This window comes from Streptomyces sp. LS-MS-L19, assembly GCF_058382285.1.
The window spans coordinates 7,745,808-7,769,087 of record NZ_JBYCLL010000001.1 but is presented as its reverse complement, the minus strand read 5'-3'; the positions used below and the strand labels follow the sequence as shown (position 1 = coordinate 7,769,087).

Sequence of the window (23,280 nt, the reverse complement as noted above, 5' to 3'; positions counted from 1 at the left end):
GTTCCGTGGGGGGAATCAGATGGGGATGATGCTCACCTCGCCGAAGGTCGAGGTGACGAGGGCCAGCGGGCTGCGGGAGCAGGCCACCAGGCCGACGTGGAAGGGGGCGTCACCGAAGCCGGGGATCTCGCCGGTGGCGAGGTCGGTCCAGGTGGCGCCGTCGTCGCCGGAGACGGACGCGGTGAAGACGGTCCCGGTGCGCTTCAGCCGCAGCAGCGTGGGGAGTTGCACGGCCGCGTTGCCGGTGAAGGCGGAGGCTCCGGCGACGGTCTTGCGCAGCATGAGCTGCGCGGTGGTGCCGCCGGTGACGATCGCCCCGGCCGCCTGGTCGAACGGCGACAGCGACTTCGCCATCAGCAGCCCGACCCGGTCGGCACTGGCCCCGCTGCGGGAGACCAGCCGGGCGGTGACCTGGCAGTCGCCGGTGACCGGCTGCCGTACGAACTGCCCTGTCATCCCCTGGCCGTTGACGGTCAGGTCGACGCCCGCGCCCCGCACCACGAAGGTCCCGTCCTCGTGGGCGGTGCTGCCGGGGGTGAGGATCGCGGCGACGCCCAGCGTCCCGTAGTCGCGGTCGTCGAGGACCACGTCCCCGAGGTCGCCGTACGTCCACGGGCTCGGCGGCGGGGTGGCGACGGTGAGGGTGAGCGTGCCGGTGCCGTCGCCGGCGGCGTTCCCCGCGGTGGTGGTGACGGTGAACTCGCCGGTCTCGCCGGGGGTTCCGTGGATCAGGCCGGTGCGCTTGTCGACGCGGAGTCCGTCGGGGAGCCCGGTGGCGGTGAAGCGCACGGGCTCGTGGGAGGCCCGCAGGAGGTGCCGGAAGGCGACACCTGTATTGGCGAACGCCACTGCGGCAGAGATGAGTTGGGGGACTGACGGGGTGGGCATCGCGGCGGTGGCCGGCTCCGAGAGCGGGCCGCGTCCGGCGGTGTTCGTCTTCGCGACGGCGTAGTGGTACGTCGTCCCGGGCGTGCCCGTCGCGTCGCTGTACCGGATACGGGTGCCGGACCCGACCGGGCCCACGCCGGTGGCGAGGGTGGTGTAGGGGCCGTCGGCGTCCTTGGCGCGCAGCACCTTGTAGCGGGCGGAGAGGTCCGGGTCGGTCCAGGCCAGCTCGACGGCGTCCGAGCCGCTGACGGCCGTCAGGTCTCCGGCGGTCCGGGCCGGTTTCGGCACGGACCACACCTCGCCGTACGCCGACGTCACGGTGACGTTGTCGAAGGCGCCGGTGCCGGTCTCGGCGTAGTCCGCGTCGACGCCGAGGCAGGAGGTGAGGAGGAGGCCCGCGTACGCGGTGCGGCCCAACTCGACCTCGCTGGTGCCGACTTCGGTCCAGTGGACGCCGTCGGGGGAGATCGCGCCGGTGCAGCGTCGGCCCTTGCGGGTCACTCGGACCCAGTAGGGCTTGCGCAGCCGGTAGCCGTCGCCGGCGGCCTCGACGTACGGGGCCTCGAGCGGGGTCGCCGACTCGGGCAGGGTGCCGAGACTGGAGATCGGGAAGGCGGCGCCGGTGGTGACGGCCGTCTGCTGCGAGGGCGGCACCGGGGTGCTGCCGGTCGCGGAGACGTCGGCGTCCTTCGACGGACGTACCGTCCACACCCCGCTCCAGGTGTGCAGCGGCAGGCCCTGGATCACCATGGCCGCGTGGGCCGCGTCGGCGTCGAGGGAGTCCCGCAGGCTGACGCCGATCTTGGAGTACTGCGAGCTCAGGGGCCACACGATCCGCGCGGTGACGGTGCCGTCGCCGCGCAGGGGCAGATGCACGAGCCGGTGGGTGTCGGCGGTGCCGCTCGCCTCCAGGACGAACCGCTCCCCGTCGAAGACGGCCGAACCGGGGATCCTCACGTCCCCGATGTCCCGGCTCTCCCAGGGCGCGGGAAGGCCCGCGGAGGCGGCGGCGGGCGCCGAATCGCCGCTGCCGCCCTGGGAGTTGGCGGCGGTGATGACGTAGTGGTACGTCCGTCCCGCGTGCACCCGGTGGTCGGTGTACGTCGGCCGGTCGAGGCCGGTGGCGATCTGCTCGTACGGCCCCTCGGGGCGCATGGCCCGGCGGACGGTGTAGCTCGCGGCCCAGGTGGAGGGCAGCCAGCTGACCGTGACCCCGGTCCGCTCCCCCACCGCGGTGACGCCCGCCGGTGCCGTCGGTGCGGTGGTCGCGGGGGCGGTGGTGCCCGCGTAGGCGAAGGTGCCCCAGCTGGGCAGGTCGTCGTTGCTGCCCTCGACGACCCGGGCGCCACCGGTGCCGCGGAAGACGGCCGCCTTGGTGTACGGGGTGTCGAGGCCGCGGACGCCGGCGTAGTGGGCGTAGGCCATCTCGTAGATCGGGGGCAGGGTGCCGCGGGAGACGGCGGAGACGGTCGTCTTGATGTACTTGCCGGTCCGGTCGAGGTCGGGGACGAAGGGGACGTCGCCGCCGAGGTTGTAGCGGGCCGCGTACTCGAAGTTGGCGAGGATCCGGTTGTCGTCGTATCCCCACAGGTCGACGCCCTGGTTCCAGGCGACCTGGGCGATGTCACCGGTCAGGCCGACCGCGAGTTGTTCGTGGCCCTGGTCGCGGCCGGACTCCTGGCCCTGGCCGGCGTCGGTGACGATGCGGTGGGCGATGGAGCCGTTGCCGGCGCCGGCCGCGGCGAAGCGCAGGGCGTCCTCGAAGAGGGTGTGCTGCTCGCAGAACACCCCTATGGCCAGGATGGTCTGAAGGGCCGTCAGGTCCCAGTTGCCGTTGGCGTAGAGCATGTAGCCGGAGACGGCGGGATACCAGACGTCCAGGAAGGACCGCTCGCAGCGGGCGATGTCCGCGGCCGCCCAGCCGTCGTAGCCGGTGTGGCGCAGGAGTTCGGCCGCGTTGACGAACTTGAAGGCCTGGAGCCCGGCGCCGAGCGGGCCGTCCGCTCCCGTGATCATGGTGAGGGAGGCCGACCAGGCGTTGAGGAGGTCGCGGGCCTTGTCGGCGTTGGCGCGGTCGCCGGTTACCGCCCACATGAGGGCGTTCTGGTAGGCGGCGGCCGAGTCGGCGACGGCCTGGTTCTGGAAGTTGGTGGGGCCGCGGCCCCAGGTGGTGATCTGGCCGGTGTTCTGGATGGTGTACGTCGACTTGGAGCGCGCGTGGGCCGCGAACGCCAGGTAGCCGTCGTAGACCGGTGACTGCTTCGCGGCGACGGCGGCCTTCATACAGGCGAGGTCGTCGGCGGCGTGCAGGAGGCCGGGGTGGGTGAAGCTTCTGGCGCCCTCCCGGTCGGCGGCCCGGGCGGTGCCGGGTGCGAGCAGTCCGCTCCCGCCCGCCACCAGGAGCAGGGCGGCCGTGCCGCCGAGGAAACCCCGGCGGGTCGGGGCGAGTTCGGTTCCCGTGGGGCTGGTGCTCATGACGCGGCGGCCGCCTCGGCCTCGGCGGTGGTGATGAACTTGAGGTTCGTCACGTGCTCGTTGGCGAACCACTGGACGGTGTCGGTCGTGTAGTACCAGCTCGGCTTCTTCATCGAGTCGGCGACGACGAGCCCGTTGATCACCAGGTTCTCGAAGGTGACGTCCTTGATGGCGTGCTTGGCGTCGTAGCCGAGGAAGAGGGAGGGCTTGGCGTTGGTGCCCGTGTAGCTGAGGTTCTTGACGTAGACGTTCTGGATGCCGCGGCCGACCGAGGTGTTGTACTTGGTGTTGTACATGACCTTCATGTAGATGACCTGGCCCCAGCGGAAGTCCTCGATCCTGATGTCCTCGATGCGGACGTTCTTGATCAGGTTGGAGTCGCCGGGGTTGAGGGCGATGCAGCCCTGGTAGTTCATCTGCGGTTCGCGGTGGTCGAGGATGTCGATGTTCTTGAAGCGGAGGTTCTTCAGGACCTCGGGGTTGTCGGTGTTGCCGTGGGTGCCGACGTTGATGGGGTGGGCGACGTCCGCCCAGAGGGTGGAGTTGCGGACGGTGATGTCGGTGGTGTCGCCGTAGTAGTCCCAGCGGTGGGTGTAGATGGCGATGCAGTCGTCGGAGTTGCGCATGAAGACGCCGTCGATGACGACGTTGCTGGAGCAGAACACGTCGATGCCGTCGCCCCAGCCCTTGGAGCTGAAGGAGCCGAGCCCCTTGATGGTGACGCCGGTGGCCTCCCCCAACTGGACGGCGTAGCCGTTGGGGTTGAGGACGGTGACCGCGCCGATGGAGATGTTCCGCGAACTCTCCACCAGGGCCCCGCCGCCCGCGGTCCCGGCGAGCACACCACGGCCGGCGATCCCGGCGTGCTCCACGTTCCGGAAGATCACGGTCGCCTTGAGGACGGCCCCGCCGTCGAGGTACACGGTCTTGCCGGAGGGGACGAGCAGGGTGCCGTCGGCGGTGGTGTGGACGCCGGGGCCGTAGTAGAGGACGTCCGGGTCGTCCTGCGCGGGCTTCTTCTTCTCGATCGCACGGGCGAACAGGTGGAGGCAGTCGAAGATGTCGTCGTTGATCTGGACGACGACGTTGCGCGGCTGGTCCAGCGTGAACACCAGGGTGTCGCCGCCGACTTCGGGCGTGATGCCGTACGAGTCCGGTCTCACCCGGACCTTGGTGGTGCCGCCCTTGAGGTAGGTGACCTCGACCTCGACGGAACCCTCGAAGTCGAAGTACGCCAGCGAGGAGTTGTAGATCTTGCTGGAGCCGGTGGTGGGGTTGATCTCGCCCAGCTGGGGCCGCCAGATGTCGAGGGTCTGCCACTCGCCGTCGGGGGCGGTACGGACCCGCACCCTGAAGCTGGTGTTGGTCGGCATCGCGGCCGGGCGGGGGTAGGTCACCAGCTTCGGTCCGGCGGCCGCGGCGGTGTCGTCGGCCCGGGCCGCCGTGGCCGTCAGGCTGGTGAGCCCGGAGGCGAGCACGGTGGCGCCGGCCGCCTGGAGGGCCGTACGGCGGGACAGGGGCGTGTTCATGCGTGACTCCTTGCAACAGGTATGAGGAGACGGCTACTTGAGGCCGGTCGTGGCCGTGCCGGCGACGAAGCCGCGCTGGGCGACGAGGAAGATCAGCAGGATCGGCACCACGTACATCACCGAGGCCGCGGCCTGGAGGTTGGTGACCGGGGTGCCCGCCGAGGTGACGTAGGTGGACATGACGGCGACCGCGAGGGTGGTGCGGTCCGTGGAGAGCAGGAGCTGCGGGGCGATGTAGTCGCCCCAGGTCCAGGTGAAGGCGATCACGAAGCTCGCGGACAGGACCGGCCAGGACTGCGGGAGGAAGATCCGCCAGAAGATGCCGGACCAGCCGCAGCCGTCGACGATCGCCGCCTCCTCCAGCTCGCGGGGCAGCCCCGCGAAGAACTGCCGGAACAGGAAGACCAGATAGGGCGCGGAGGACAGCCCCCACAGCACCCACGGCCAGTACGTGTCGACCATGCCGAGCTTGGCGAAGATCAGGTAGGTCGGCAGCAACGTGATCATCTGGGGCAGCATCATCGAGCCGAGCAGGATCCCGAACAGGGTCTTCTTGCCCGGGGCTTCGAGGCGGGCGAAGCCGAAGCCGACCCAGGCGGAGCTCAGGGTCACGAGGGTGGCGTAGATGAGCGCGATGACCAGGGAGTTGCGGGCGTAGCCGAGGAAGTCGATGAGCCGGTAGGCGTCGGCGAAGTTGTGCCACTGGATGTGTTCCGGCAGCCAGTGCACGGGCGAGGCCGCCAGCTCGGCCGGGGTCTTCAGGCCGGAGATCACCAGCCAGCCGAAGGGGCCGAGGAACAGTCCGGTGATCGCGACCAGGGCGGTGTAGAGGACGAGGCGGTTGACGCGGATCCGAGGCGCCGGCCTGGGGGCCGAGCTCACCGGGACCGGCCTCGTGGCGGTGGGGTCGGTGGCGGTCGGGCTCGTGGCGGTCACTTCTTCGCCTCCGGGTCGACGTTGTAGAACACCACGCCGGACGTGGCCCTGAAGATCAGTCCGGTCGCGACGAGGATCAGGACGAAGAGCACCCACAGCAGCGCGGAGGCGTAGCCGTAGCGGCCGAACGCGAAGTACTCCGCGAACACGTGCATCATGTAGAGGTAGGTGGACTGCGGGAGCGCCGTGATGCCGGCCGGGGTCGGGTCCGGGGCCAGCAGCAGCGGCATGATGGTCTGCACCGAGGCGATGACCCCGGTCACGGTCTGGAAGAGCAGCACCGGCGACAGCAGCGGCACCGTGATGCTGCGGAAGCTGCGCCAGGCGCTCGCCCCGTCGATCCGGGCCGCTTCGAGGAGCTCGCGGGGGATGTCCTGGAGCCCGGCCAGCGAGATGATCATGATGTTTCCGGCGGTCCAGAGCACCGTCATGATCAGTACGTAGCGGGCGTAGGGGTCGGCGAGCCAACCCAGGGCGTCGATGCCGAAGAGGTTCAACACCCCGTTCGCCGCACCGGAGTTCTGGTCGAAGAGCTGCTTGAACGCGATGCCCGCGCCCACCGGGGGCACCACCGCCGGCAGGTAGAGCAGGGTGCGGAACAGTCCGCGCGCCTTGAGCGGCCGGTTGACGAGGACGGCCAGAGCGAGACCCGCGACGATCGACAGCGGGACCGAGGTGATCGCGAACAGACCGGTGCGGCCCAGCGACCGCCAGGTCTGCGCGTCGGAGAACAGCTCGCGGTAGTTGCCCAGGCCGACGTAGTGCCAGTTGGGCGAGATCCCGTCGAAGGTGGTGAAGCTCAGCCACAGCGCGTACGCCATCGGCGCGACGGTCAGCAGCGCGAAGCCGATGATCCAGGGCGCGGCGAACATGTAGAACGCCCGGTGCCTGCGCGTGACGACGGAGGTGTGCCGCCGGGAACCGGCCCGGCCCGCGACCGGGGCGGAGCCGCGCCGGTCCGCGAGGGGCGTCATCTGATCGACCGTCATCCCACCTGCTCCGCACCGCGCTTGAGCTGCTCGTTCATGGCCGAGTTCAGGCGTCCCGCGAGGGTGTCGACGGACATGCCGCCGGTCATGGCGGCCGGGGCGATCTGGTTGAAGAGGGCGAGGAGCGCGTCCGCGGTGGCGTACGGCGTGAAGGCGATCACCGAGTAGTGCTTCAGCTCGGCCTCCTGCACCTTCAACACCCGCTTCTGGTAGTCCTCCTGAGCGGGCATCAGGGAGCGCAGGGACTTGAGGGTCGGGATGCCCCAGCCGCCCGAGGCCCGTGCCTTGGCCGGTGCCTCGCCGAAGAACCACTCGAAGACCCGCCAGGCGGCGTCCTTGTTGTGGGACTTGCTGGGGATCCAGAAGCCGGTGCCCGCCTGGCAGGGGCTGACCCGCTTGCCGCCCTCGAAGTACGGGGCGGGGGCGAGCCGGGACAGCGGCGCGAGCTTCTTGTCCGCGTTGATCAGACCGCCGAGCCAGTAGCCGGAGTTCGACATGGCCAGCCGGTTCGCCTGGAAGGTGGGCCCGTCCCAGGCGTTGGGGTCGGGCTGGACGATGCTGGGTCCGACCTTGGTCCGGCAGTAGTCGATGTACCAGCCGAGCGCCTTGCGGGCCTCGGGGGTGGTGAAGTCGACCCGGGAGTAGTCGTCGGTGAAGAGGTTCCCGCCGGCGGCCACGGTGAGGCTCGTCAGCAGGTTGGGGGTGAGCACGCCGTTGTAGCTGCCGCCGAACACCGTCGTCTGGCCGTTCCTGCGGCGGGTCAGCCGCTTGGCCTTGTCCAGCCACTCCTCGTAGGTCACCGGGTCCAGCTCCGGCGGGTACTCCACCCCCGCCTCGTCGAACAGGCCGGTGTTGTACCAGAACATGGAGTCCTGGGAGAAGTCCTTCGCCATGCCGTAGCGGGGCCCCTTGCCCTGGGTGCGGCCGTCGTAGCGCCACAGGTCGTTGACCGGGTCGAGGTCGGCCGGCCTGAGGACACTGCTCCTCGCGAAGTACGGGTCCAGGTCCTCCATCACGCCCCGGGCCGCGAAGTACGGGGCGTCCACGGCTCCGACCCCGCGCACGAGGTCCGGCGGGTTGCCGTTGGTCATCATCGCGATCAGCTTGCTGGTGCTGTACAGCACCGTGTTGATCCTGACGCCGATGTCCTTCTGGGCCTGCTTGATCAGGTCCACGGAGATGTCGTCGGCCTTGGCCATCACCGTGACGGTCTCGCCGGATCCGCCCACCGCGCTCGACACCCGCATCGCGCAGCCACTCAGCGCCGCAGCCCCCGCCGCGGCACCGCCGGCGGAGAGGGAGAGAAAACGGCGGCGGCTCAGCGCGGCCCCGGCATGTGGGCGCACGGCGCACCACCTCCTGCTCTGTCCGTGGACGGGAACGCGGCAAGCGGATGGCAACCGGTTGCTGCGCTGGGGCAGAGCTTCGGTCCTGTCCGGAAACCGCGTCAAGAGGCTTGACGGACTTTCGAAAAGACTGTGTAACCTCGCCGACACGGTCCTGATGGGAAACCGGTTGCTATCCGAGGCCCCTCACCGATTGACCACCACTCGACGCCAGACCTACGGTAGATCCGCCGTAGAAGACGGTTTCAGAAACTGTTTCCGCCCAGTGTGTCAGGAGTGACATGCCCAGCCCTCAGCCACCCAGGGCCGTGTTCGCGTTGGATCCCGTGCACCTCCCCCTGCTCTTCCCGCCACCCCTGATGACCCGGCTGACCGAGGCCGCCCGGCTCGACCCCGCGCTCGTCGTCCAGGACTTCACCGACCCCGCCGCGGCCGACGCCCTGGCCGAGGCCGACGTACTGATCACCGGCTGGGGCTGCCCCCGCCTCGACACCGGCGTCCTCGCCGCGGCACCCCGCCTGCGCACCGTCCTGCACGCCGCGGGATCCGTCCGCTCACTGGTCGGTGACGCCCTGTGGCACCGCGGGATCGCCGTGTCCAGCGCGGTCACCGGCAACGCCCTGCCGGTCGCGGAGTACACCCTCGCGATGATCCTGCTGTGCGGGAAGGACGCCTTCGAGCACCGGGAGCGGTTCCGGGTCAGCCACGCGTATCCGGGTCCGGCGGAGACCGCGGACACGGGGAACGTGGGGCGGCGGATCGGGGTCATCGGGGCGTCCCGGGTGGGGCGGCGGCTGCTCGAACTGCTACGGCCCTTCGACTTCACCGTGCTGCTCCACGACCCCTACGTCAGCTCCGCGGAGGCGGGCGCGCTCGGGGCCGAACTCCTGTCACTGGAGGACCTGTTGCGGCACAGCGACATCGTGTCGCTGCACGCGCCCGACATCCCCGAGACCTACCGGATGCTCGACGCGGCCCGGCTCGGGCTGATCCGGGACGGGGGCGTGCTCATCAACACGTCCCGGGGGGCGCTGGTCGACCCCGACGCGCTCACCGACGAGCTGGTGTCCGGGCGACTGCGGGCGGTCCTCGACGTCACGGAACCCGAGCCGCTGCCGGCGGGGTCACCGCTGTACCGGCTGCCGAACGTCTTCCTCACACCGCACATCGCCGGGTCGCTGGGAAACGAACTGGAGCGGCTGGGGCGGATCGTGGTGGAGGAGCTGGAGCGGGTGGGGGCGGGGGTGGGGTTGGTGCACGAGGTTCGGTATGCGGATATGGGGCGGGTGGCTTGAGGGGGTGGCGACTCGTCGGGCGGTGTGGGGAGTTGGGCGGTCAGCTGGTCCTGGGTGACCCAAGGAACCGCGGCTGTATCACCTGGTCCCGGGGCACCTGAAGAACCCCGGCCGTATCACCTGGACCCGGATCGCCTAAAGAACCCCGGCCGTATCACCTGGTCCCGGGTCACTGCACTTACCCGTACCACTTCTGTTCGGTCGCCTCCGGGGGCGCTCCAGTCGGTGTCGAGCGACCGATCGTGCTCGGCGCTGCGCGCCTCCGCGCTCCCCCACTCTCGGCTTCGCTCGAGCGGGAGGGGCCCCCATGGCCTCTCGACACCGACGCGCCCCCTCCAGCTCCCTCACGGCCGGTGTCCGGGGTGTCGCCCCACTTGGTGGGCACTTGCCGCCCGCTTGTGGTCTGGGCCGTGGGAATCGTGCTGGAGTAACAATGGGATACGGTTTCCGGGGCCTGGGTTCTGGGGCCGGCTATTGCTAAGGAGCCGCGGTGAGTCAGCGCAGGGCGTCCGGGGACGTCGGACGGGCCACCATTCGGGACGTGGCCGAGCGGGCCGGGGTGTCCGTGGCCAGCGTGTCGCGGGTGTTGTCCGGGAACTATCCGGTCTCCGAGGACCTGCGCCGCAAGGTGATGAAGGTCGTCCGCGACCTGGACTACGTCACCAACGCCCATGCCCGGTCGCTCGCCGGAGGTGGCACCCCCACCGTCGCCATCCTCATCAACAACATCACCGGTGCCGCCTTCGCCCACGTGGCCAAGGGGGTCGAAGGTGCCGCCACCCTCCGCGGGTGGCTCTCGCTGGTGGGGACCACCGGGGACGATCCCGAGCGGGAGCTCGCCCTCGTCAACCTCATGCGCCAGCAGGGCGTCGCGGCCGTCATCCTGCTCGGCGGGGCCTACGACTACGACGAGTACCAGCTGCGCATGGCCAGGTTCGCCCGGTCCCTGGACGCCGCCGGCTCGCATCTCGTGCTCGTGGGACGGCCCCCGCTGGAGGGCGACGTCCCCGCCACCACCATCGACTACGACAACGAGGGCGGGGCCTACGCCATGGCCAGCCATCTGCTCTCGGCCGGCCACCGGCAGGTGCTCGTACTGCCCGGGCACGCCGAACTCACCACCGCCCAGGGGCGCTTGAAGGGCGCCCAACGGGCCTTCGAGGCGTACGGCGTGCCCTTCGAGGCGAACATGGTGCGGCACGGACCCTACGACTACGAGCACGGGTACGAGGCCGTCGAGGAGTGTCTGCGGGACGGGCTCGCCTTCACCGCGGTCCTCGCCGGGACCGATGTCGTCGCCGCGGGAGCCATGCAGGCCCTGCGCACGGCCGGGCTGCGGGTGCCCGAGGACGTGTCGATCGTCGGGTACGACGACATCCCGCTCGCCGCGCAGCTGACCCCCCAGCTCACCACCGTCCACGTGCCCTACGAGGAGATGGGACGGGTCGCCCTGCGAGCCGTCGCCGACCGGCGTGAGGGCGGCGGAGCGCGGCGAAAGGGGTCCGACGGGGACCATCTGGTGCTGGGCACCCATGTCGTCGTGCGGAACTCCGTGCGGCCGCCCGCCCCACCTCGCTAGCGGGGAGAAGGTAGAGATCGTTTCGTAAACGGTTTCCACGGCTTCCCGGGCGTGGGGCGGGTCGTTTTCCGTCGTCGCGCGACCTCGCCTTCACAGTCAATACAGGTCGCTGAGCTGGTCGTACATCGCTGCAGGCGGTGCCGGGCAGGTCGCGCCTCTGCTAACCCCACGGACAAACCGGCGTAACAAATTGACGCCCCCCTCTTGCTAACCACCCGGCCGTCGGCCTAACGTCCCAGCAACCGGTTACTACAGCTTCCGCTGGGCCGACCCCCCGCAACCGCGAGCCGACGAGACTTCCGGCCGCCGTTTCCGGCCGACACCGAGCCGCCGTCCCCCTCTCTCCTCTCCGAGACGCCCTACTTTCCGAAGGAACACGGTCAGATGAACTTCAGCAGCCCCCGGAGAAGGTTCGCCCGCGCCGCCGTTGCGGGACTCGCGCTGTCAGGTCTGCTCACCGCGTGCGGCGGGTCGGGCGACTCGGGTGACTCGCAGTCGTCCGGTCCGGTCACGCTCCCCTTCTGGGGCTGGGCCAACGGCCAGGACGCCGTCGTCAAGGCGTTCAACGCCTCGCACAAGGACATCCAGCTGAAGTACACGAAGGTCACCGACCAGCTGACCATGCAGAAGCAGCTGACCAACGCGGTGAAGGCGGGCAACGCGCCCTGTCTGGTGCAGAACACCGCGGAGTACGTGACGAGTTGGGTCGCGCAGGGCGCGCTGGCCGACATCACCGAGTACGTCGAGTCGAGCAAGGACAAGTTCAACTCCGGCGCGTGGGCCAACGGCCAGGTGCAGGGGAAGATGTACGGCGTTCCGACGGCCTCCGCGCCGGCGTTCACGATCTACCGCACCGACATCTTCAAGAAGTACGGCATCGAGGTCCCGACCACCTGGGACGAGTTCATCGCCGCGGGCAAGGTGCTGAAGAAGCACGGCATCAAGATCACCAACTACGCCGGTGAGGACCCCAGCACGCTGGAGGTGCTGGCCATGCAGGCCGGCGCGCACTGGTACGCCATCGACGGCAACTCCTGGAAGGTGGACTTCCAGGACGCGGGCACCCTGAAGGCCGCCAAGGTGATCCAGGAGATCATCGACAACGACCTCAACGCCAAGCTGTCCTTCGCCGACTACGCGGCCGTGCAGCGCTCCTACGACCAGGGCGACACCGCGACCCGGCAGATCTCCACCTGGCAGATGGCGGGCATGGTGCAGAACTTCACCAAGTCCTTCGGCGACTGGGCGCTGGCGCCCTGGCCGACCTTCGCCGGTGAGGCCCCCAAGACGCCGGCCGGCACCAACCTGACCGGCAGCGTGACGCTGGTGACCAAGGGCTGCAAGAACCAGAAGCAGGCCGCCGAGGCCGCGCTGTGGATGTCCACCAACACCGGGGCCGTGAAGACGATGGCGAGCCCGACGACCGGCAACGGCGTGATGCCGGCGCTGGCCGACAGTGACTCGTACGTGCCCGAGGCGGTCTCCGAGAAGCTGCTCGGGTCCAACTACCAGGCGGGGCAGCAAGTCGTGAAGGACAGCCTGAAGACCGTCACCACCGACTGGACCTTCGGGCCCGACTGGACCGCGATGTTCACCGAGATGCAGGCCGGCTGGGCCAAGGTGGTCAGCAAGGAGCAGACGGTGACCCAGCTCCTCGCCCACATGCAGGAGTGGACGGTCAACGACCTGAAGTCCCGCGGCATCAGCGTCAAGGGCTGAAGGCGCGAGGGCTGCTGCTGATGATTCGCTCACTGCGCTGGAAGGGTGCCGCGTTCACGGTGCCCTTCCAGCTCGGCTTCGTCTTCCTGTACCTGCTGCCCATCGGGTACGCCGTCTACCAGTCGTTGTACCGTTCGCAGTCCTCGGGGTTGGGGCTGGGCGGGACCACCGATGAGTTCTCGGGGCTCGACAACTACCAACAGGGGCTGACCGACTCGGCGTTCATGGGGTCCGTGCTGCGGGTGGTGCTCTTCGCCTGTGTGCAGATCCCGGTCATGCTGCTCGTCAGTCTGGTCCTGGCGCTGTTCCTGGACGCGCTCACCTCGAAGGTGGCCGGGCGGTTCCGGATCCTGCTGCTGGTGCCGTACATGATCCCGGGTGTGGTGGCCGCGATCGTGTGGCTGAACCTCTACAGCCCGGACGTCGGCCCGCTCACCCCGCTCGGGAAGATCTTCGGGTTCTCCTGGAACTTCTTCGCGCCCTCGATGGTGTGGCCGTCCATCGGCAACCTGCTGACCTGGCACGGCATCGGCTACAACATGGTCATCATCTACTCGGCGCTCCAGGGGGTGCCCCGTGAGCTGTTCGAGGCCGCGCGCCTCGACGGGGCCTCCGAGCTGCGGATAGCGCGCAGCATCAAGATCCCGTTCGTGCGGGGGGCGTTGGTGCTGACCGGGATGCTGTCCATCATCCAGATGCTCCAGATCTTCAACGAGCCCGCGCTGTTCCGGAACGTCACCCCGCAGACGGTCAGCGACTCCTTCACCCCGATCATGATCATCTACAACCAGGCGTTCAACGCGGGCAACTACCACTACGCGGCGGCCCTTTCGGTGCTGCTCGCCCTGATCCTCGGCGTCGCCTCCTTCCTGTTCTACCGGTTCACCTCGAAGGAGGCCGACTGATGACGATCACCGAGGAACGCCCGCGCCGTACGCAGCCCGTCCGGCGCCTGAACACCCCCGACTCCGCTGCCCGTTCACGGGGCGGGCAGCGGTTCCTCCTCGTGGGACTCTCCCTGGCGAGCGTCTACAGCCTGTTCCCGGTGTGGTGGCTGGTCGTCGCCGCCACCAAGGACCGGACCGCGCTCTACCAGAGCAACGGCCTGTGGTTCTCCGGCTGGCACCTGTGGGACAACCTGCATCAGCTGTTCACCTACGAGGACGGCATCTTCCTGCGCTGGACGGCGAACTCGTTCCTGTACGCCGGTGTCGGCTCCCTGGGCGGCACGCTGCTCGCGCTGGCCACCGGTTACGGGCTCGCGCGCTTCGACTTCCCGGGCCGCAACCTGGTGTTCGCGTGTGTGGTCGGCTCCTTCCTCATCCCGATCGCGCTGCTGACCCTGCCGCTGTATCTGCTGTTCTCGGAGATCGGGCTGGTCGACACGCCCTGGGCGATGCTGATCCCCTGCCTGATCAACCCGTTCAGCGTGTACCTCGCCAAGGTGTACACCGAGGCCACGATCCCGTTCGAGCTGCTTGAGGCGGCCCGGATCGACGGAGCCGGCGAGCTGCGGATCTTCTTCAGCATCGTGCTGCGGATGATGACGACGGGCGGGGCGACCGTGTTCCTGCTGGCCTTCGTCAACACCTGGAACGCCTTCTTCCTGCCGCTGACCGTGCTGCGCGGCGAGAGCAACTGGACGCTCAACATCGGCCTCTACAACTGGTCCGGCAAGCGCCTGGAGTCCGGCGTCGACCTCACCAGCCTGGTCCTGACCGGTGCCCTGCTGTCCATCGTCCCGATGGCGATCATGATGGTCGCGATGCGCCGCTACTGGCGCACCGGAGTCACCCTCGGAGCCCTCAAGTGACCCTGCTGCACAACCCGGTGATCCGCGGCTTCGCCCCCGACCCGTCGATGGTCCGCGTCGGCGACTGGTACTACGTGGCCACCAGCTCCTTCGAGTGGTTCCCGACGATCCCGCTCCACCGCTCCCGCGACCTCGCGCACTGGGAGTACGCGGGCCATGTCTCGGGCGCGGTCCCGGGCGACTCCCTCACGGGCGTGCCCGATTCGGGCGGCATCTGGGCACCCTCCCTGAGCTGGGACGGCGAGCGCTTCTGGGTGGTCTACTCGATCGTCCGCTCGGTGGGCACGCCGTACTTCGACACGGACACCTACGTCTGTACGGCGACGAAGGCGGCCGGTCCGTGGTCGGCGCCGCGGCGGATCGCGAGCCACGGCTTCGACCCCGCCCTCTTCCACGACCAGGGCCGGCTGTGGCTGCTCAACCTCCAGAACGACCACCGCCCCGGCGGCCGGCGCTTCGCCGGGATCGTGCTGACGGAGCTGGACCGGGGGACACTGGCGCCCGTCGGTGACACCCATCTGCTGCTCCAGCACGAACGGCTCGTCGAGGGGCCGAAGTTGCTCCGCGAGGACGGCCGGTACTTCCTGGTCCTCGCCGAGGGCGGCACCGGGTTCGAGCACGGGGTGCTGGTCGCCCGCAGCCGGGAGATCACCGGCCCGTACGAGCTGGACGACCGGCCGCTGCTGACGTGCCGCGACGATCCGTCCCTGGAACTCCAGAAGGCGGGACACGGCGAGCTGGTCCAACTCCCCGACGAGAGCTGGGTGTTGAGTCACCTCACGGCCCGCCCGCTGAACACCCCGGAGGGCCCGCGCTGCCCGCTCGGCCGGGAGACGGCGATCCAGGCGATCAGCTGGGATGCGGAGGGCTGGCCGAGACTGCGCCACGGGGGTGTGCATCCGGAGGTCGAGGTCGACATCTCGACGGTGCCATCGGCTGAGCGGGTACTGAAGCCGGAGTCGGAATCGGGGTCGAAGTCGGAGCCGGGTCAACTCACCTCCCCCAGCGACCCCTTGGGCTGGCCCTGGAGCACGCTGCGTACCCCCGTCGATCCGTCCTGGGCGGACACCACCGCACGCCCCGGATGGATCCGGCTGCGGGGGCGGCACGGGCCGGAGTCGTGGTGGGCACACAGTCTGCTGGCGCAGCGGATCACCGAGCACCGGGCGGAGGCCGAGGTCACCGTCGAGGCGCGGCCGGGCAGTTTCACCCAGGCCGCCGGGCTGTTGCTCTGGTACAACACCGAGTCCTATCTGGCCCTCGACCTGACCTGGGCCGAGCCCGAGGGCGAGGGGCAGCGCGGACAGCAGTGGCGGGGCGGCGGGCGAAGGGTGCTCAGCCTGGTCGAGCGGGACGAGGGCAGCACCCGGCAGATGGCCGTGGTGGAGGTCGAGGAAGGGGAAAGCGCCTTCACGATCGGGGTGAGTATCACGGACGGGATGGCTCGTTTCTGGCGCCTGGACGGCGACGGCGCACGGACGCAGGTCGGCCCGGACCTGGACTTCACCCGCCTCTCCGACGACCACGGGTCCAAACTCCGCTTCACGGGCGCGATGGCCGGAATCCATGCGGTGGACCTGGTCGACGCGGCCTTCACGGCCGACTTCCGCGGGTTCCGCCTGAGCTGCGGATAGCGTTCGAAGTTTCGAAAGACGGGGGAATACGGAGACCCGCGAAGCCCGACCTCTTCCCGACTCCACCGGGCGAACCTAGGGTAGGAAGCGCTTACTGTTTCGCGTTGGCAGTTTCCGCGCTGGTCGAAACTTTCATGGCCCTCGGGCGGGCCGGAGAGGTGGGGTTCCCGATGGTCCGCACGGGGAGTGCGAGCGTGGCGGCCGGTCCGACGCTGGCGGTCGTGGCCCGGGAGGCGGGTGTGTCGGTGCCGACCGCCTCCAAGGTGGTCAACGGCCGCGAGGACGTGGCCCCCGAGACCCGTCGCCGGGTCACGGAGGCGCTGGACCGGCTCGGCTACGTCCGCAGACCGAGGTTCGACGCGGCGAAGTCGTCGGGCCTGGTCGACCTGGTCGTGCACTCGCTGGAGACCTCCTGGTCGGGGGCGGTGCTGCACGGGGTGGAGGCGGCCGCCCACGACGCCGGTCTGGAGGTGGTCGTCTCCGCGGCCCTGAACCGGAACCGGACGGGCCGGCCCGAGCGCGGCTGGCTCGACAAGCTCACCGGGCGCGGCTCCTCCGGGGTGCTGTTCAACCTGGCCGAGCTGTCGGCGGCGCAGTACGGCTGGCTGGACCAGCACCGCATCCCGTACGTCCTGATCGACCCGGTGCTCGAGCCGCCGCCGGGTGTGGTCTCGGTGGGCGCGGCGAACTGGCAGGGCGGGGTGACGGCGACCGAGCACCTGCTCGCGCTGGGCCACGAGCGCATCGCCGTCGTCGCCGGTCACCAGCGCAAGATGTGCAGCAGCGCCCGCGTGGCCGGCTACCGTTCCGCGCTCGCGGCGGCCGGAGTGCGGCAGCGGCCCGAGTACGTGCGGCACGCCGGCTTCGACGAGAGCGCCGCCCGCCGCCGGGCGCTGGAACTCCTCGACCTGCCCGAACCGCCCACTGCGGTCTTCGTCTGCTCCGACCGCATGGCCCTCGGCGTGTACGAGGCCCTGGCCGAACGCGGGCTGCGGGTGCCGGACGACATGAGCGTGGTGGGTTTCGACGACCTTCCCGAGGCCCGCTGGACCACCCCGGCCCTCACCACGGTCCGCCAGCCCCTCTCGGAGATGGCGGCGACGGCCCTGCGCCTGCTGGTCCGCATGATGGAGGGCGACCGCCCGGAGAGCACCCGGACGGAGCTGTCGACGCGGCTGGTGGAGCGGGCGAGCACGGCGCCGCCACGCGGCTGAACCGTCCGTACGGGTCCCTGGTGCGGGCCCCCGTGCGTCGGAATCGTTCAGCTTCGGTCATCCGTGGGCGAGGGGAACTGGCCGGGGCGGACGGGCGTCGAACGATGCGGCGGGCAGGGGGGCCGTCGCCCCGGCCAGGGCGGCGGCGAGCACTGGGGGGACGACCATGACGCGCTGGCGGCCGCTGCCGGACGCACTGCCGAGGGAGGCGCGGCTCCTCGTCGAGCAGCTGCGGCAGCTCAAGGACCGCACGGATCTGAGCCTCGCGGGGCTCGCCCGGCGCACCGCGTACAGCAAGTCGTCCTGGCAGCGGTATCTGAGCGGGGCCAAGCAGCCGCCGCGCGGCGCGGTGCGGGCCCTGTGCCGGGTGGCGGACGCGGACCAGGCCCGGCTGCTGGCCCTGTGGGAACTGGCCGATCCGGTCTGGCCGTACGGCACGACGGTCACCGTGGCGTCACCGCCGGCGCCGGGACAGGTGCCGGATGCGGTGCCGGAGGCAGTCGCTGCGGTCGGGCCCGGTCTCGAGTACCGGCGATGGCGTACGGCGGCGCTGGTGGCGTTCGCCGTGATCGTGCTGCTGGTGGCGGGGCTGCTGTGGGCGTGGCCGTCGGGGAGCGGGTGACGGAGGGGCCGCCCCCGCTCCCCCACCGGCGGGGTCAGCCGAGCTGGTCGTAGTACGCGTTCCGCCAGGGGCCCGTGCCCCTGAGCTTCACCCGGTACTTGCCGCCGACCCGCTTGAAGTCGACGTCCCGCTTGTCGCCGTCGTACCGGACGGTGCCGCCCGCGAAGGGGCCGTGGAGCCACTGCTGGGCGAACTCCCAGCTCTGGTCGGTGACCACGCCGTCGTTGTCGGTGAGGCCGAAGCGTCCCTGCCACCACTGGGTGGCCGACTCGGTCTGCGGGCCGAAGGAGCCGTCGATCTGGCTCTTGGCGAAGTTGTGCCAGTCCCCGTCGTCGTCCTGCCACTTGGCGCCGTCCGCGTACAGGACGGACTGCCACAGCGCGGTGGCGTTGCCGTTCGCGTGGTCGTCGACGCCGAGGTTCTCCTCGTCCTGGAAGTCGTCGCTGACGACGCCGTTGCCGTCGACGCCGTGGTACGGGGCCGCGTCGGCCGCCGGCGCCACGGCGAGGCCGATGGTCCCGAAGCCCAGCAACGCGGCCGTCACCGTCGCGACGGCCCGCTTGCGCATGCTCATGGAGGTCTCCCTTTCCGAACCGCCGTGGTTCCCCCCGTGGTTCCCCCTGCGGCGGCTCGCTTCGCTTGGCACGGCACAGCGTCACAGGCCTGAGATGCCCACAGCGAGAGCCACCCGCGTCCCCGGTCCGGCGGGGGACGGTCCGTCCGGTGTACGGCGGAGTGGACCGCGAGGGCGGGACGTACGGGGACCTGCCGGGACGGGATGGGACGGGCTCAGTCCCGGGTCGGCTCCAGTCGTGCCGCCCAGTTGATCCCGCCCAGCAGATGGGACCGGAACCCCGGGTCCGCGTAGGCCTCGGCGGCGTGTCCGAGGGCGGTGTAGAAGACCCGCCCCGCGCCCTGCTCCCGGCACCACACCAGTGGATGGTCCGCACCCATGCCGCCGCCGTCGTACGACGACTCGTCGGCGCGGGCCAACACCCGCACGGAGCCCCTGGGGTTGGTGCGGAAGTCGTACCACTCGTCGGTGAACTCCCATACGGCGGGCAGGTGTCGGGTCGCCGGATGCTCGCGGTCCTCCACGAGGACCCTGCCGGGCTGGTAGTCGGGGTGCTTGTCGAAGCGGGCGCCCAACAGCTCGCCGTAGTACGGCCACTCGTACTCGGTGCAGGCCGCCGCGTGCACCCCGACGAACCCGCCGCCCGACTCCACATGGGCGGCGAGCCGCTCGCGCCCGGCCGGGGTGAGCACCTCACCGCTGGTGGAGAGGAAGACGACGGCGGCGTACCCGTCGAGGGGCCGCTCCAGGGCCGCCGGGTCCTCGCTCGCGTCCACCTGGAAGCCGCCGAGGGTGCGGAGGGCGTCGACGGCGGCCGGGATGGAGTCGTGGCGGTAGGCGGTGGTGCGGGTGTGGACGAGGAGTCGGGGAACGGAAGGTCGGGAGGCCATGGTGTGAGGTTAGGCCGAGGGCACCCGCCGCTCGCCGCTCGCCGCTCGCCGCACCCGAACGACGTGTCCCTGTACGGGTGTTCCGCCGCGCGGTCGGCGGTGCGTAGCCTCGGCGCGGTGAACGCGATTCCCGCACGCCTCGACCATCTGGTCCTCGCGACCCCCGACCTGGCGGCGACGGTCGCCGACTTCACCCGGCGCACCGGCGTCACACCCGCCCCCGGCGGGGTGCATGTCGGTCTCGGCACCCGCAACCACCTCGTGGCCCTGGGCGGCACCTCCTATCTGGAGATCATCGGCCCGGACCCCGAGCAGCCGCGGCCGAGGGGCCCGCGCCCCTTCGACGTCGACACCCTGGCCGCCGCGCGCACGGTCACCTGGGCGATCGCCCCGCCCGACCTGGACGCGGCGGTGGCGAGAGCCCGCTCGCGCGGCTACGACCCCGGAGACGTCCGCCCGATGAGCCGTCGCCGACCGGACGGCACCCTGCTGCGCTGGCGCCTCACGGACGGCGACACCCAGCACCCCTCCGGCCTGGTCCCCTTCCTCATCGACTGGGGCACCTCCCCGCATCCGACGGCCTCCGGCCTGCCCGGCACTCCCCTGCTCTCCCTCACCGCGACCACCCCGGCCCCGGACGAGATCCGCCCGCTCCTCGCCGCCCTCGACACCGGCCTCCACCTCGCCGAGGGCCCGGTGGGCCTCTCCTTCACGGTGGACACCCCGCGCGGCCCGGTGACCTTCGGCTGACGTGTCCGATTCCTTCAAGACGCCGGCCCCGGTCCCTGCCTACGGTGACCTCATGACTCCACGATTCGACGCCATCGGCCTGGTGGCCTCCGACATGGCCGCCTCCGTCGCCTTCTACCGGCGGCTCGGTTTCCCGTTCCCCGAGGGGGCCGAGTCACAGCCGCACGCCGAGGCCGAACTCCCGGGCGGGGTAAGGCTGATGCTCGACACCGAGGAGACGGTCCGCTCCTTCCACCCCGGCTGGCGGCCACCGGCGGGCGGCAGCCGCACCGGCCTCGCACTGCGCTGCGACAGCCCCGCCGAGGTCGACGCGGTGTACGAGCGGCTGGTGGGCGAGGGAGCCCACGGCGAGCTCAAGCCCTGGAACGCCGACTGGGGCCAGCGCTACGCCTCCCTGCACGACCCCGACGGCAACGGCGTCGACCTCTACGCCCCGCTACCCGGCACCGAGTAGCCGCGTGAGCGGCACGCCCGCCAACTCCCTCACGTCCCGCGCGAGATGAGCCTGGTCGGCGAACCCGCTCCGCAGGGCCGTCTCCGCGTACGGCACCCCGGCCCGCGCCAGCACGAGCGCCCGCCGCAGCCGCAGGATCCGGGCGAGCGTCTTGGGCCCGTACCCGAACGCGACGAGGGACCTGCGGTGCAATTGCCGGGCGCCCAGGCCGAGTTCATCGGCGGCCACGGCTACGGGCCGGCCGGCGTCGAGGGAGGCGACAAGGGCACGGAGCAGGGGCTCAGGCGGGGCAGCTCGCTCCAGGACGATCCCTTCGAGGGCCACGGCGGGGTCCGGGGCCTCGGCCATCCGGTCCCGCAGCCGCCGTACCTCCGAAGCCGGCCACAGATCGGTCAACTCGACGCGCAGGTCACGCAGTTCATGCCCCGGCACTCCCAGGAAGGCGGGCGCGGCACCGGGCGCGAAGCGCAGGCCCACCCAACGGCTCGGGGCGCCCCCGGTGACGTACGCCCGGGTATCGGGCCCGGCGACGAGCAGCCGCCCGTCGTGCCAGAGCAGATCCATGCACCCGTCGGGCAGGACCCGTCCGGCACCGTCACCGGTCCAGAGGACAGCGCCTGTGAGCCTGGACGCCCTTTCCTTGTACACATACCCCAGGCTAAGGCTTTCAGGGGCGCCCACCGGCCCGCACCCGAAACTCCTGCGGACTGACCCCGTACCCCCTCTTGAACGCACTGGACAGAGCAAAGGCGCTCCCATACCCGACCTGCCGGGCAATGGCATCGAGCGTCGCGGAACCCTCCCGCAACCGATCCGCCGCCAGCGCCAGCCTCCACCCGGTCAGATACGCCATCACCGGCTCCCCCACGAGCTCCGTGAACCGCCGCGCGAGCGCCGCCCGTGACACCCCCGCCTTCGCGGCGAGGGACGCCACCGTCCACGGATGCGCCGGATCGTCCTGCATCAGCCGCAGCACCCGTCCCACCACGGGGTCCGCCAGCGCCGCGTACCAGGCGGGAGCCTCCGCCTCGGGCCGGGAGAACCAGGCGCGGAGCGCGGCGATGACCAGGAGGTCGAGCATCCGGTCCAGGACGACCTCCTGACCGGGCTCGTCGCGCACGATCTCCTCCATGAGGAGCGGGGTCAGCGGGCATTCCCAGACGTCGGTGGTCAGCGACAGCAGCGGCGGCAGGGCGTCCAGGAGCCGGTTGCTGATCTCGCCGTCCATCAGGTACGTCCCGATGAGGACCACCGTCTCGCCGTCGAGCCGGTCGCCCCAGCTGCGGACGCCGAGGTCCATGGAGCCGTTGAGGGACCGCCCGTCGGGGTAGCGGCACTCGGCGCCGGGCAGGATCAGCGCCTGCGGGGCCGTGTCGGGGGCGTCGGCGCAAGTGTAGGGGTCGGGGCCGCGGGCGATGGCGAGGTCGCCGGGGCGCAGCCGGAGGCTCTGCCCCTTGTCGGGCAGGATCACGGCCTCCCCGCGGACCATGAGCATCACCGTCAGGGGCGCCCGGTCCTCCACCCGCACCGCCCAGGGCGGGTCGAAACACGCGCGGATCATGAAGGCGCCACGCGCCCGCGGTCCTTCCAGCAGGCCTGCCAGAGCGTCCATGTGGCCAGCGTAGACGCGCGCACATGGGAATGAGCCGTTCAGCGATGGTCCCTTGCGGGGCACGGGAGTTGACTCGTTCGCATGACGGAGAACACGCGGAACATGACAGTGGTGGTGACCGGTGCCTCGGGCAGGACGGGCAGCCGGGTGGCGCGGTCCGCGCGGGCGGCGGGCCTGACGGTTCGGGCCGCGTCCCGCGCGCAGGGGTTCGACTGGGCGGACCGGTCCACGTGGGCTCAGGTGCTGCGGGGCGCGGACGCGGCCTACCTGGTGTACCCCTCGGACATCGGCGCCCCGGGGGCCGCGGAGGCGGTCGGGGCGCTCTCGCGGGAGGCGGTGGGGGCCGGCGTACGACGCCTGGTGCTGCTGTCGTCGCGGGGGCAGGACCGGGCACGGGACGCGGAGGAGGCGCTGCACGCGTCGGGGGCGGACTGGACGGTCGTACGGGCCGCGTGGTTCTCGCAGAACTTCAGCGAGGGGCCGCTGGTGGAGGAGCTGCGGCTGAGCGGGGAGCTGGTGTTCCCGGCGGGTGAGGTGCGCGAGCCGTTCGTGGACGTGCGGGACATCGGGGACGTGGTGGCGACGGTCCTGGCGTCCGGTGACACCTGTGCAGGACAGACGATCACCGTGTCCGGCCCACGCCTGCTGACCTTCGGTGAGGCGGTCGCGGAGATCGCGAAAGCGACGGGCCGCGAGCTGACGTACCGATCGGTGTCGGCGAAGGAGTACGGGGAGCGGCTCGCGGGGTTCGGGGTGCCGGAGGCGGAGGTCGGCGCGCTGGTGGAGGCGTTCGAGCAGCTGCTGGACGGCCGTAACGCCTACCTGTCGGACGGCATCCAGCAGGTACTGGGCCATGAGCCGCGGGACTTCACGGACTTCGCGAGGGAGGCGGCGGCAGAGGGAACGTGGAAGGTCTGACACAGGTGCAGTGAATCGCCCCAGGGGCGCGGGGCTGCATCGA

General features: G+C 70.7%; 20 protein-coding genes. 11 read left to right on the top strand and 9 right to left on the bottom strand.

Features of this window, described 5'->3' with window-relative positions; all coding sequences use genetic code 11:
- Window positions 1-15: 15 nt before the first annotated feature.
- From AC2XR2_RS34650 to AC2XR2_RS34630, 5 genes are read right to left on the bottom strand one after another with little or no spacing between them, the layout of a single operon-like run.
- Entirely contained in the window at window positions 16-3,363 is a 3,348-nt protein-coding gene (locus AC2XR2_RS34650) for an alginate lyase family protein (RefSeq protein WP_491517186.1), read from the bottom strand.
- Window positions 3,360-4,892: a glycosyl hydrolase family 28 protein gene (locus AC2XR2_RS34645; protein WP_491517185.1), complete on the bottom strand. Its 1,533-nt coding sequence runs from the start codon at window positions 4,890-4,892 to the stop codon at window positions 3,360-3,362. Before AC2XR2_RS34645 ends, AC2XR2_RS34650 begins: the two co-directional genes overlap by 4 nt.
- 33 nt (window positions 4,893-4,925) lie before the next feature.
- The gene (locus tag AC2XR2_RS34640) at window positions 4,926-5,774 is read right to left on the bottom strand and encodes a carbohydrate ABC transporter permease (protein ID WP_381300096.1); all 849 of its coding nucleotides are present in this window, start codon (window positions 5,772-5,774) and stop codon (window positions 4,926-4,928) included.
- 50 nt (window positions 5,775-5,824) lie between these two features.
- Window positions 5,825-6,817 carry a carbohydrate ABC transporter permease gene (locus AC2XR2_RS34635; protein ID WP_491517184.1) on the bottom strand — a complete coding sequence of 331 codons (993 nt, stop codon included), beginning with the start codon at window positions 6,815-6,817 and terminating at the stop codon, window positions 5,825-5,827.
- Window positions 6,814-8,163, bottom strand: a complete 1,350-nt coding sequence (locus AC2XR2_RS34630) for an extracellular solute-binding protein (protein WP_491517183.1) — start codon at window positions 8,161-8,163, stop codon at window positions 6,814-6,816. The genes AC2XR2_RS34635 and AC2XR2_RS34630 overlap by 4 nt, the downstream gene beginning before the upstream one ends.
- 281 nt (window positions 8,164-8,444) lie before the next feature.
- On the opposite strand from AC2XR2_RS34630, the gene AC2XR2_RS34625 reads away from it, so the two are divergent.
- The 8 genes from AC2XR2_RS34625 (at window position 8,445) to AC2XR2_RS34590 (ending at window position 18,039) form a co-directional block, all read left to right on the top strand.
- Entirely contained in the window at window positions 8,445-9,458 is a 1,014-nt protein-coding gene (locus AC2XR2_RS34625) for a hydroxyacid dehydrogenase (RefSeq protein WP_491517182.1), read from the top strand.
- 490 nt (window positions 9,459-9,948) lie between these two features.
- Window positions 9,949-11,037, top strand: coding sequence for a LacI family DNA-binding transcriptional regulator (locus AC2XR2_RS34620; RefSeq protein WP_491517181.1), 1,089 nt, complete (start codon window positions 9,949-9,951; stop codon window positions 11,035-11,037).
- 384 nt (window positions 11,038-11,421) lie between these two features.
- A complete protein-coding gene (locus tag AC2XR2_RS34615) occupies window positions 11,422-12,756 on the top strand; it encodes an ABC transporter substrate-binding protein (RefSeq protein WP_381300048.1) in 1,335 nt (444 codons plus the stop codon).
- Window positions 12,757-12,776: 20 nt separating this feature from the next.
- Window positions 12,777-13,661, top strand: a complete 885-nt coding sequence (locus AC2XR2_RS34610) for a carbohydrate ABC transporter permease (protein WP_381300046.1) — start codon at window positions 12,777-12,779, stop codon at window positions 13,659-13,661.
- Window positions 13,661-14,569 carry a carbohydrate ABC transporter permease gene (locus AC2XR2_RS34605; RefSeq protein ID WP_449353376.1) on the top strand — a complete coding sequence of 303 codons (909 nt, stop codon included), beginning with the start codon at window positions 13,661-13,663 and terminating at the stop codon, window positions 14,567-14,569. Before AC2XR2_RS34610 ends, AC2XR2_RS34605 begins: the two co-directional genes overlap by 1 nt.
- A complete protein-coding gene (locus tag AC2XR2_RS34600) occupies window positions 14,566-16,203 on the top strand; it encodes a glycoside hydrolase family 43 protein (RefSeq protein WP_491517180.1) in 1,638 nt (545 codons plus the stop codon). Before AC2XR2_RS34605 ends, AC2XR2_RS34600 begins: the two co-directional genes overlap by 4 nt.
- A gap of 170 nt (window positions 16,204-16,373) precedes the next feature.
- Window positions 16,374-17,417 (top strand): LacI family DNA-binding transcriptional regulator, encoded by a 1,044-nt coding sequence (locus AC2XR2_RS34595; protein ID WP_381300095.1) that lies wholly within the window; start codon window positions 16,374-16,376, stop codon window positions 17,415-17,417.
- 166 nt (window positions 17,418-17,583) lie between these two features.
- A complete protein-coding gene (locus tag AC2XR2_RS34590; protein ID WP_491517179.1) occupies window positions 17,584-18,039 on the top strand; it encodes a helix-turn-helix domain-containing protein in 456 nt (151 codons plus the stop codon).
- 34 nt (window positions 18,040-18,073) lie between these two features.
- Here the strand turns inward: AC2XR2_RS34590 and AC2XR2_RS34585 are convergent, their stop codons facing one another.
- Window positions 18,074-18,613: a peptidoglycan-binding domain-containing protein gene (locus AC2XR2_RS34585; protein ID WP_491517178.1), complete on the bottom strand. Its 540-nt coding sequence runs from the start codon at window positions 18,611-18,613 to the stop codon at window positions 18,074-18,076.
- 215 nt (window positions 18,614-18,828) lie between these two features.
- Window positions 18,829-19,503: a ThuA domain-containing protein gene (locus tag AC2XR2_RS34580; RefSeq protein ID WP_491517177.1), complete on the bottom strand. Its 675-nt coding sequence runs from the start codon at window positions 19,501-19,503 to the stop codon at window positions 18,829-18,831.
- Between the two features lie 117 nt (window positions 19,504-19,620).
- On the opposite strand from AC2XR2_RS34580, the gene AC2XR2_RS34575 reads away from it, so the two are divergent.
- Both AC2XR2_RS34575 and AC2XR2_RS34570 read left to right on the top strand, forming a co-directional pair.
- Entirely contained in the window at window positions 19,621-20,253 is a 633-nt protein-coding gene (locus AC2XR2_RS34575; protein WP_491517176.1) for a VOC family protein, read from the top strand.
- 52 nt (window positions 20,254-20,305) lie between these two features.
- Entirely contained in the window at window positions 20,306-20,707 is a 402-nt protein-coding gene (locus AC2XR2_RS34570) for a VOC family protein (protein ID WP_381300040.1), read from the top strand.
- On the opposite strand, the gene AC2XR2_RS34565 is transcribed toward AC2XR2_RS34570, so the two are convergent.
- Together AC2XR2_RS34565 and AC2XR2_RS34560 are read right to left on the bottom strand one after the other, a co-directional pair.
- A complete protein-coding gene (locus tag AC2XR2_RS34565; protein ID WP_491517175.1) occupies window positions 20,690-21,355 on the bottom strand; it encodes a helix-turn-helix domain-containing protein in 666 nt (221 codons plus the stop codon). The two genes, AC2XR2_RS34570 and AC2XR2_RS34565, sit on opposite strands and share 18 nt — an antisense overlap.
- A 19-nt stretch (window positions 21,356-21,374) precedes the next feature.
- On the bottom strand, window positions 21,375-22,319 hold the full coding sequence (locus AC2XR2_RS34560) for an AraC family transcriptional regulator (RefSeq protein WP_491517174.1): 945 nt from the start codon (window positions 22,317-22,319) through the stop codon (window positions 21,375-21,377).
- Window positions 22,320-22,400: 81 nt separating this feature from the next.
- Between AC2XR2_RS34560 and AC2XR2_RS34555 the strand changes: the two genes are divergently transcribed.
- Complete coding sequence (locus AC2XR2_RS34555) at window positions 22,401-23,237, top strand: NmrA family NAD(P)-binding protein (RefSeq protein WP_491517173.1); 837 nt, start codon at window positions 22,401-22,403, stop codon at window positions 23,235-23,237.
- Window positions 23,238-23,280: the final 43 nt, after the last annotated feature.

Excerpts from the sequence above, each read along its gene's own strand:
- AC2XR2_RS34580 (WP_491517177.1), bottom strand. The coding sequence starts at position 19,503 with ATGGCCTCCCGACCTTCCGTTCCCCGACTCCTCGTCCACACCCGCACC.
- AC2XR2_RS34570 (WP_381300040.1), top strand. The coding sequence starts at position 20,306 with ATGACTCCACGATTCGACGCCATCGGCCTGGTGGCCTCCGACATGGCC.
- AC2XR2_RS34645 (WP_491517185.1), bottom strand. The coding sequence starts at position 4,892 with ATGAACACGCCCCTGTCCCGCCGTACGGCCCTCCAGGCGGCCGGCGCC.
- AC2XR2_RS34625 (WP_491517182.1), top strand. The coding sequence starts at position 8,445 with ATGCCCAGCCCTCAGCCACCCAGGGCCGTGTTCGCGTTGGATCCCGTG.
- AC2XR2_RS34585 (WP_491517178.1), bottom strand. The coding sequence starts at position 18,613 with ATGAGCATGCGCAAGCGGGCCGTCGCGACGGTGACGGCCGCGTTGCTG.
- AC2XR2_RS34590 (WP_491517179.1), top strand. The coding sequence starts at position 17,584 with ATGACGCGCTGGCGGCCGCTGCCGGACGCACTGCCGAGGGAGGCGCGG.
- AC2XR2_RS34560 (WP_491517174.1), bottom strand. The coding sequence starts at position 22,319 with ATGGACGCTCTGGCAGGCCTGCTGGAAGGACCGCGGGCGCGTGGCGCC.
- AC2XR2_RS34610 (WP_381300046.1), top strand. The coding sequence starts at position 12,777 with ATGATTCGCTCACTGCGCTGGAAGGGTGCCGCGTTCACGGTGCCCTTC.
- AC2XR2_RS34605 (WP_449353376.1), top strand. The coding sequence starts at position 13,661 with ATGACGATCACCGAGGAACGCCCGCGCCGTACGCAGCCCGTCCGGCGC.
- AC2XR2_RS34595 (WP_381300095.1), top strand. The coding sequence starts at position 16,374 with ATGGTCCGCACGGGGAGTGCGAGCGTGGCGGCCGGTCCGACGCTGGCG.
- AC2XR2_RS34615 (WP_381300048.1), top strand. The coding sequence starts at position 11,422 with ATGAACTTCAGCAGCCCCCGGAGAAGGTTCGCCCGCGCCGCCGTTGCG.
- AC2XR2_RS34650 (WP_491517186.1), bottom strand. The coding sequence starts at position 3,363 with ATGAGCACCAGCCCCACGGGAACCGAACTCGCCCCGACCCGCCGGGGT.
- AC2XR2_RS34555 (WP_491517173.1), top strand. The coding sequence starts at position 22,401 with ATGACGGAGAACACGCGGAACATGACAGTGGTGGTGACCGGTGCCTCG.
- AC2XR2_RS34635 (WP_491517184.1), bottom strand. The coding sequence starts at position 6,817 with ATGACGGTCGATCAGATGACGCCCCTCGCGGACCGGCGCGGCTCCGCC.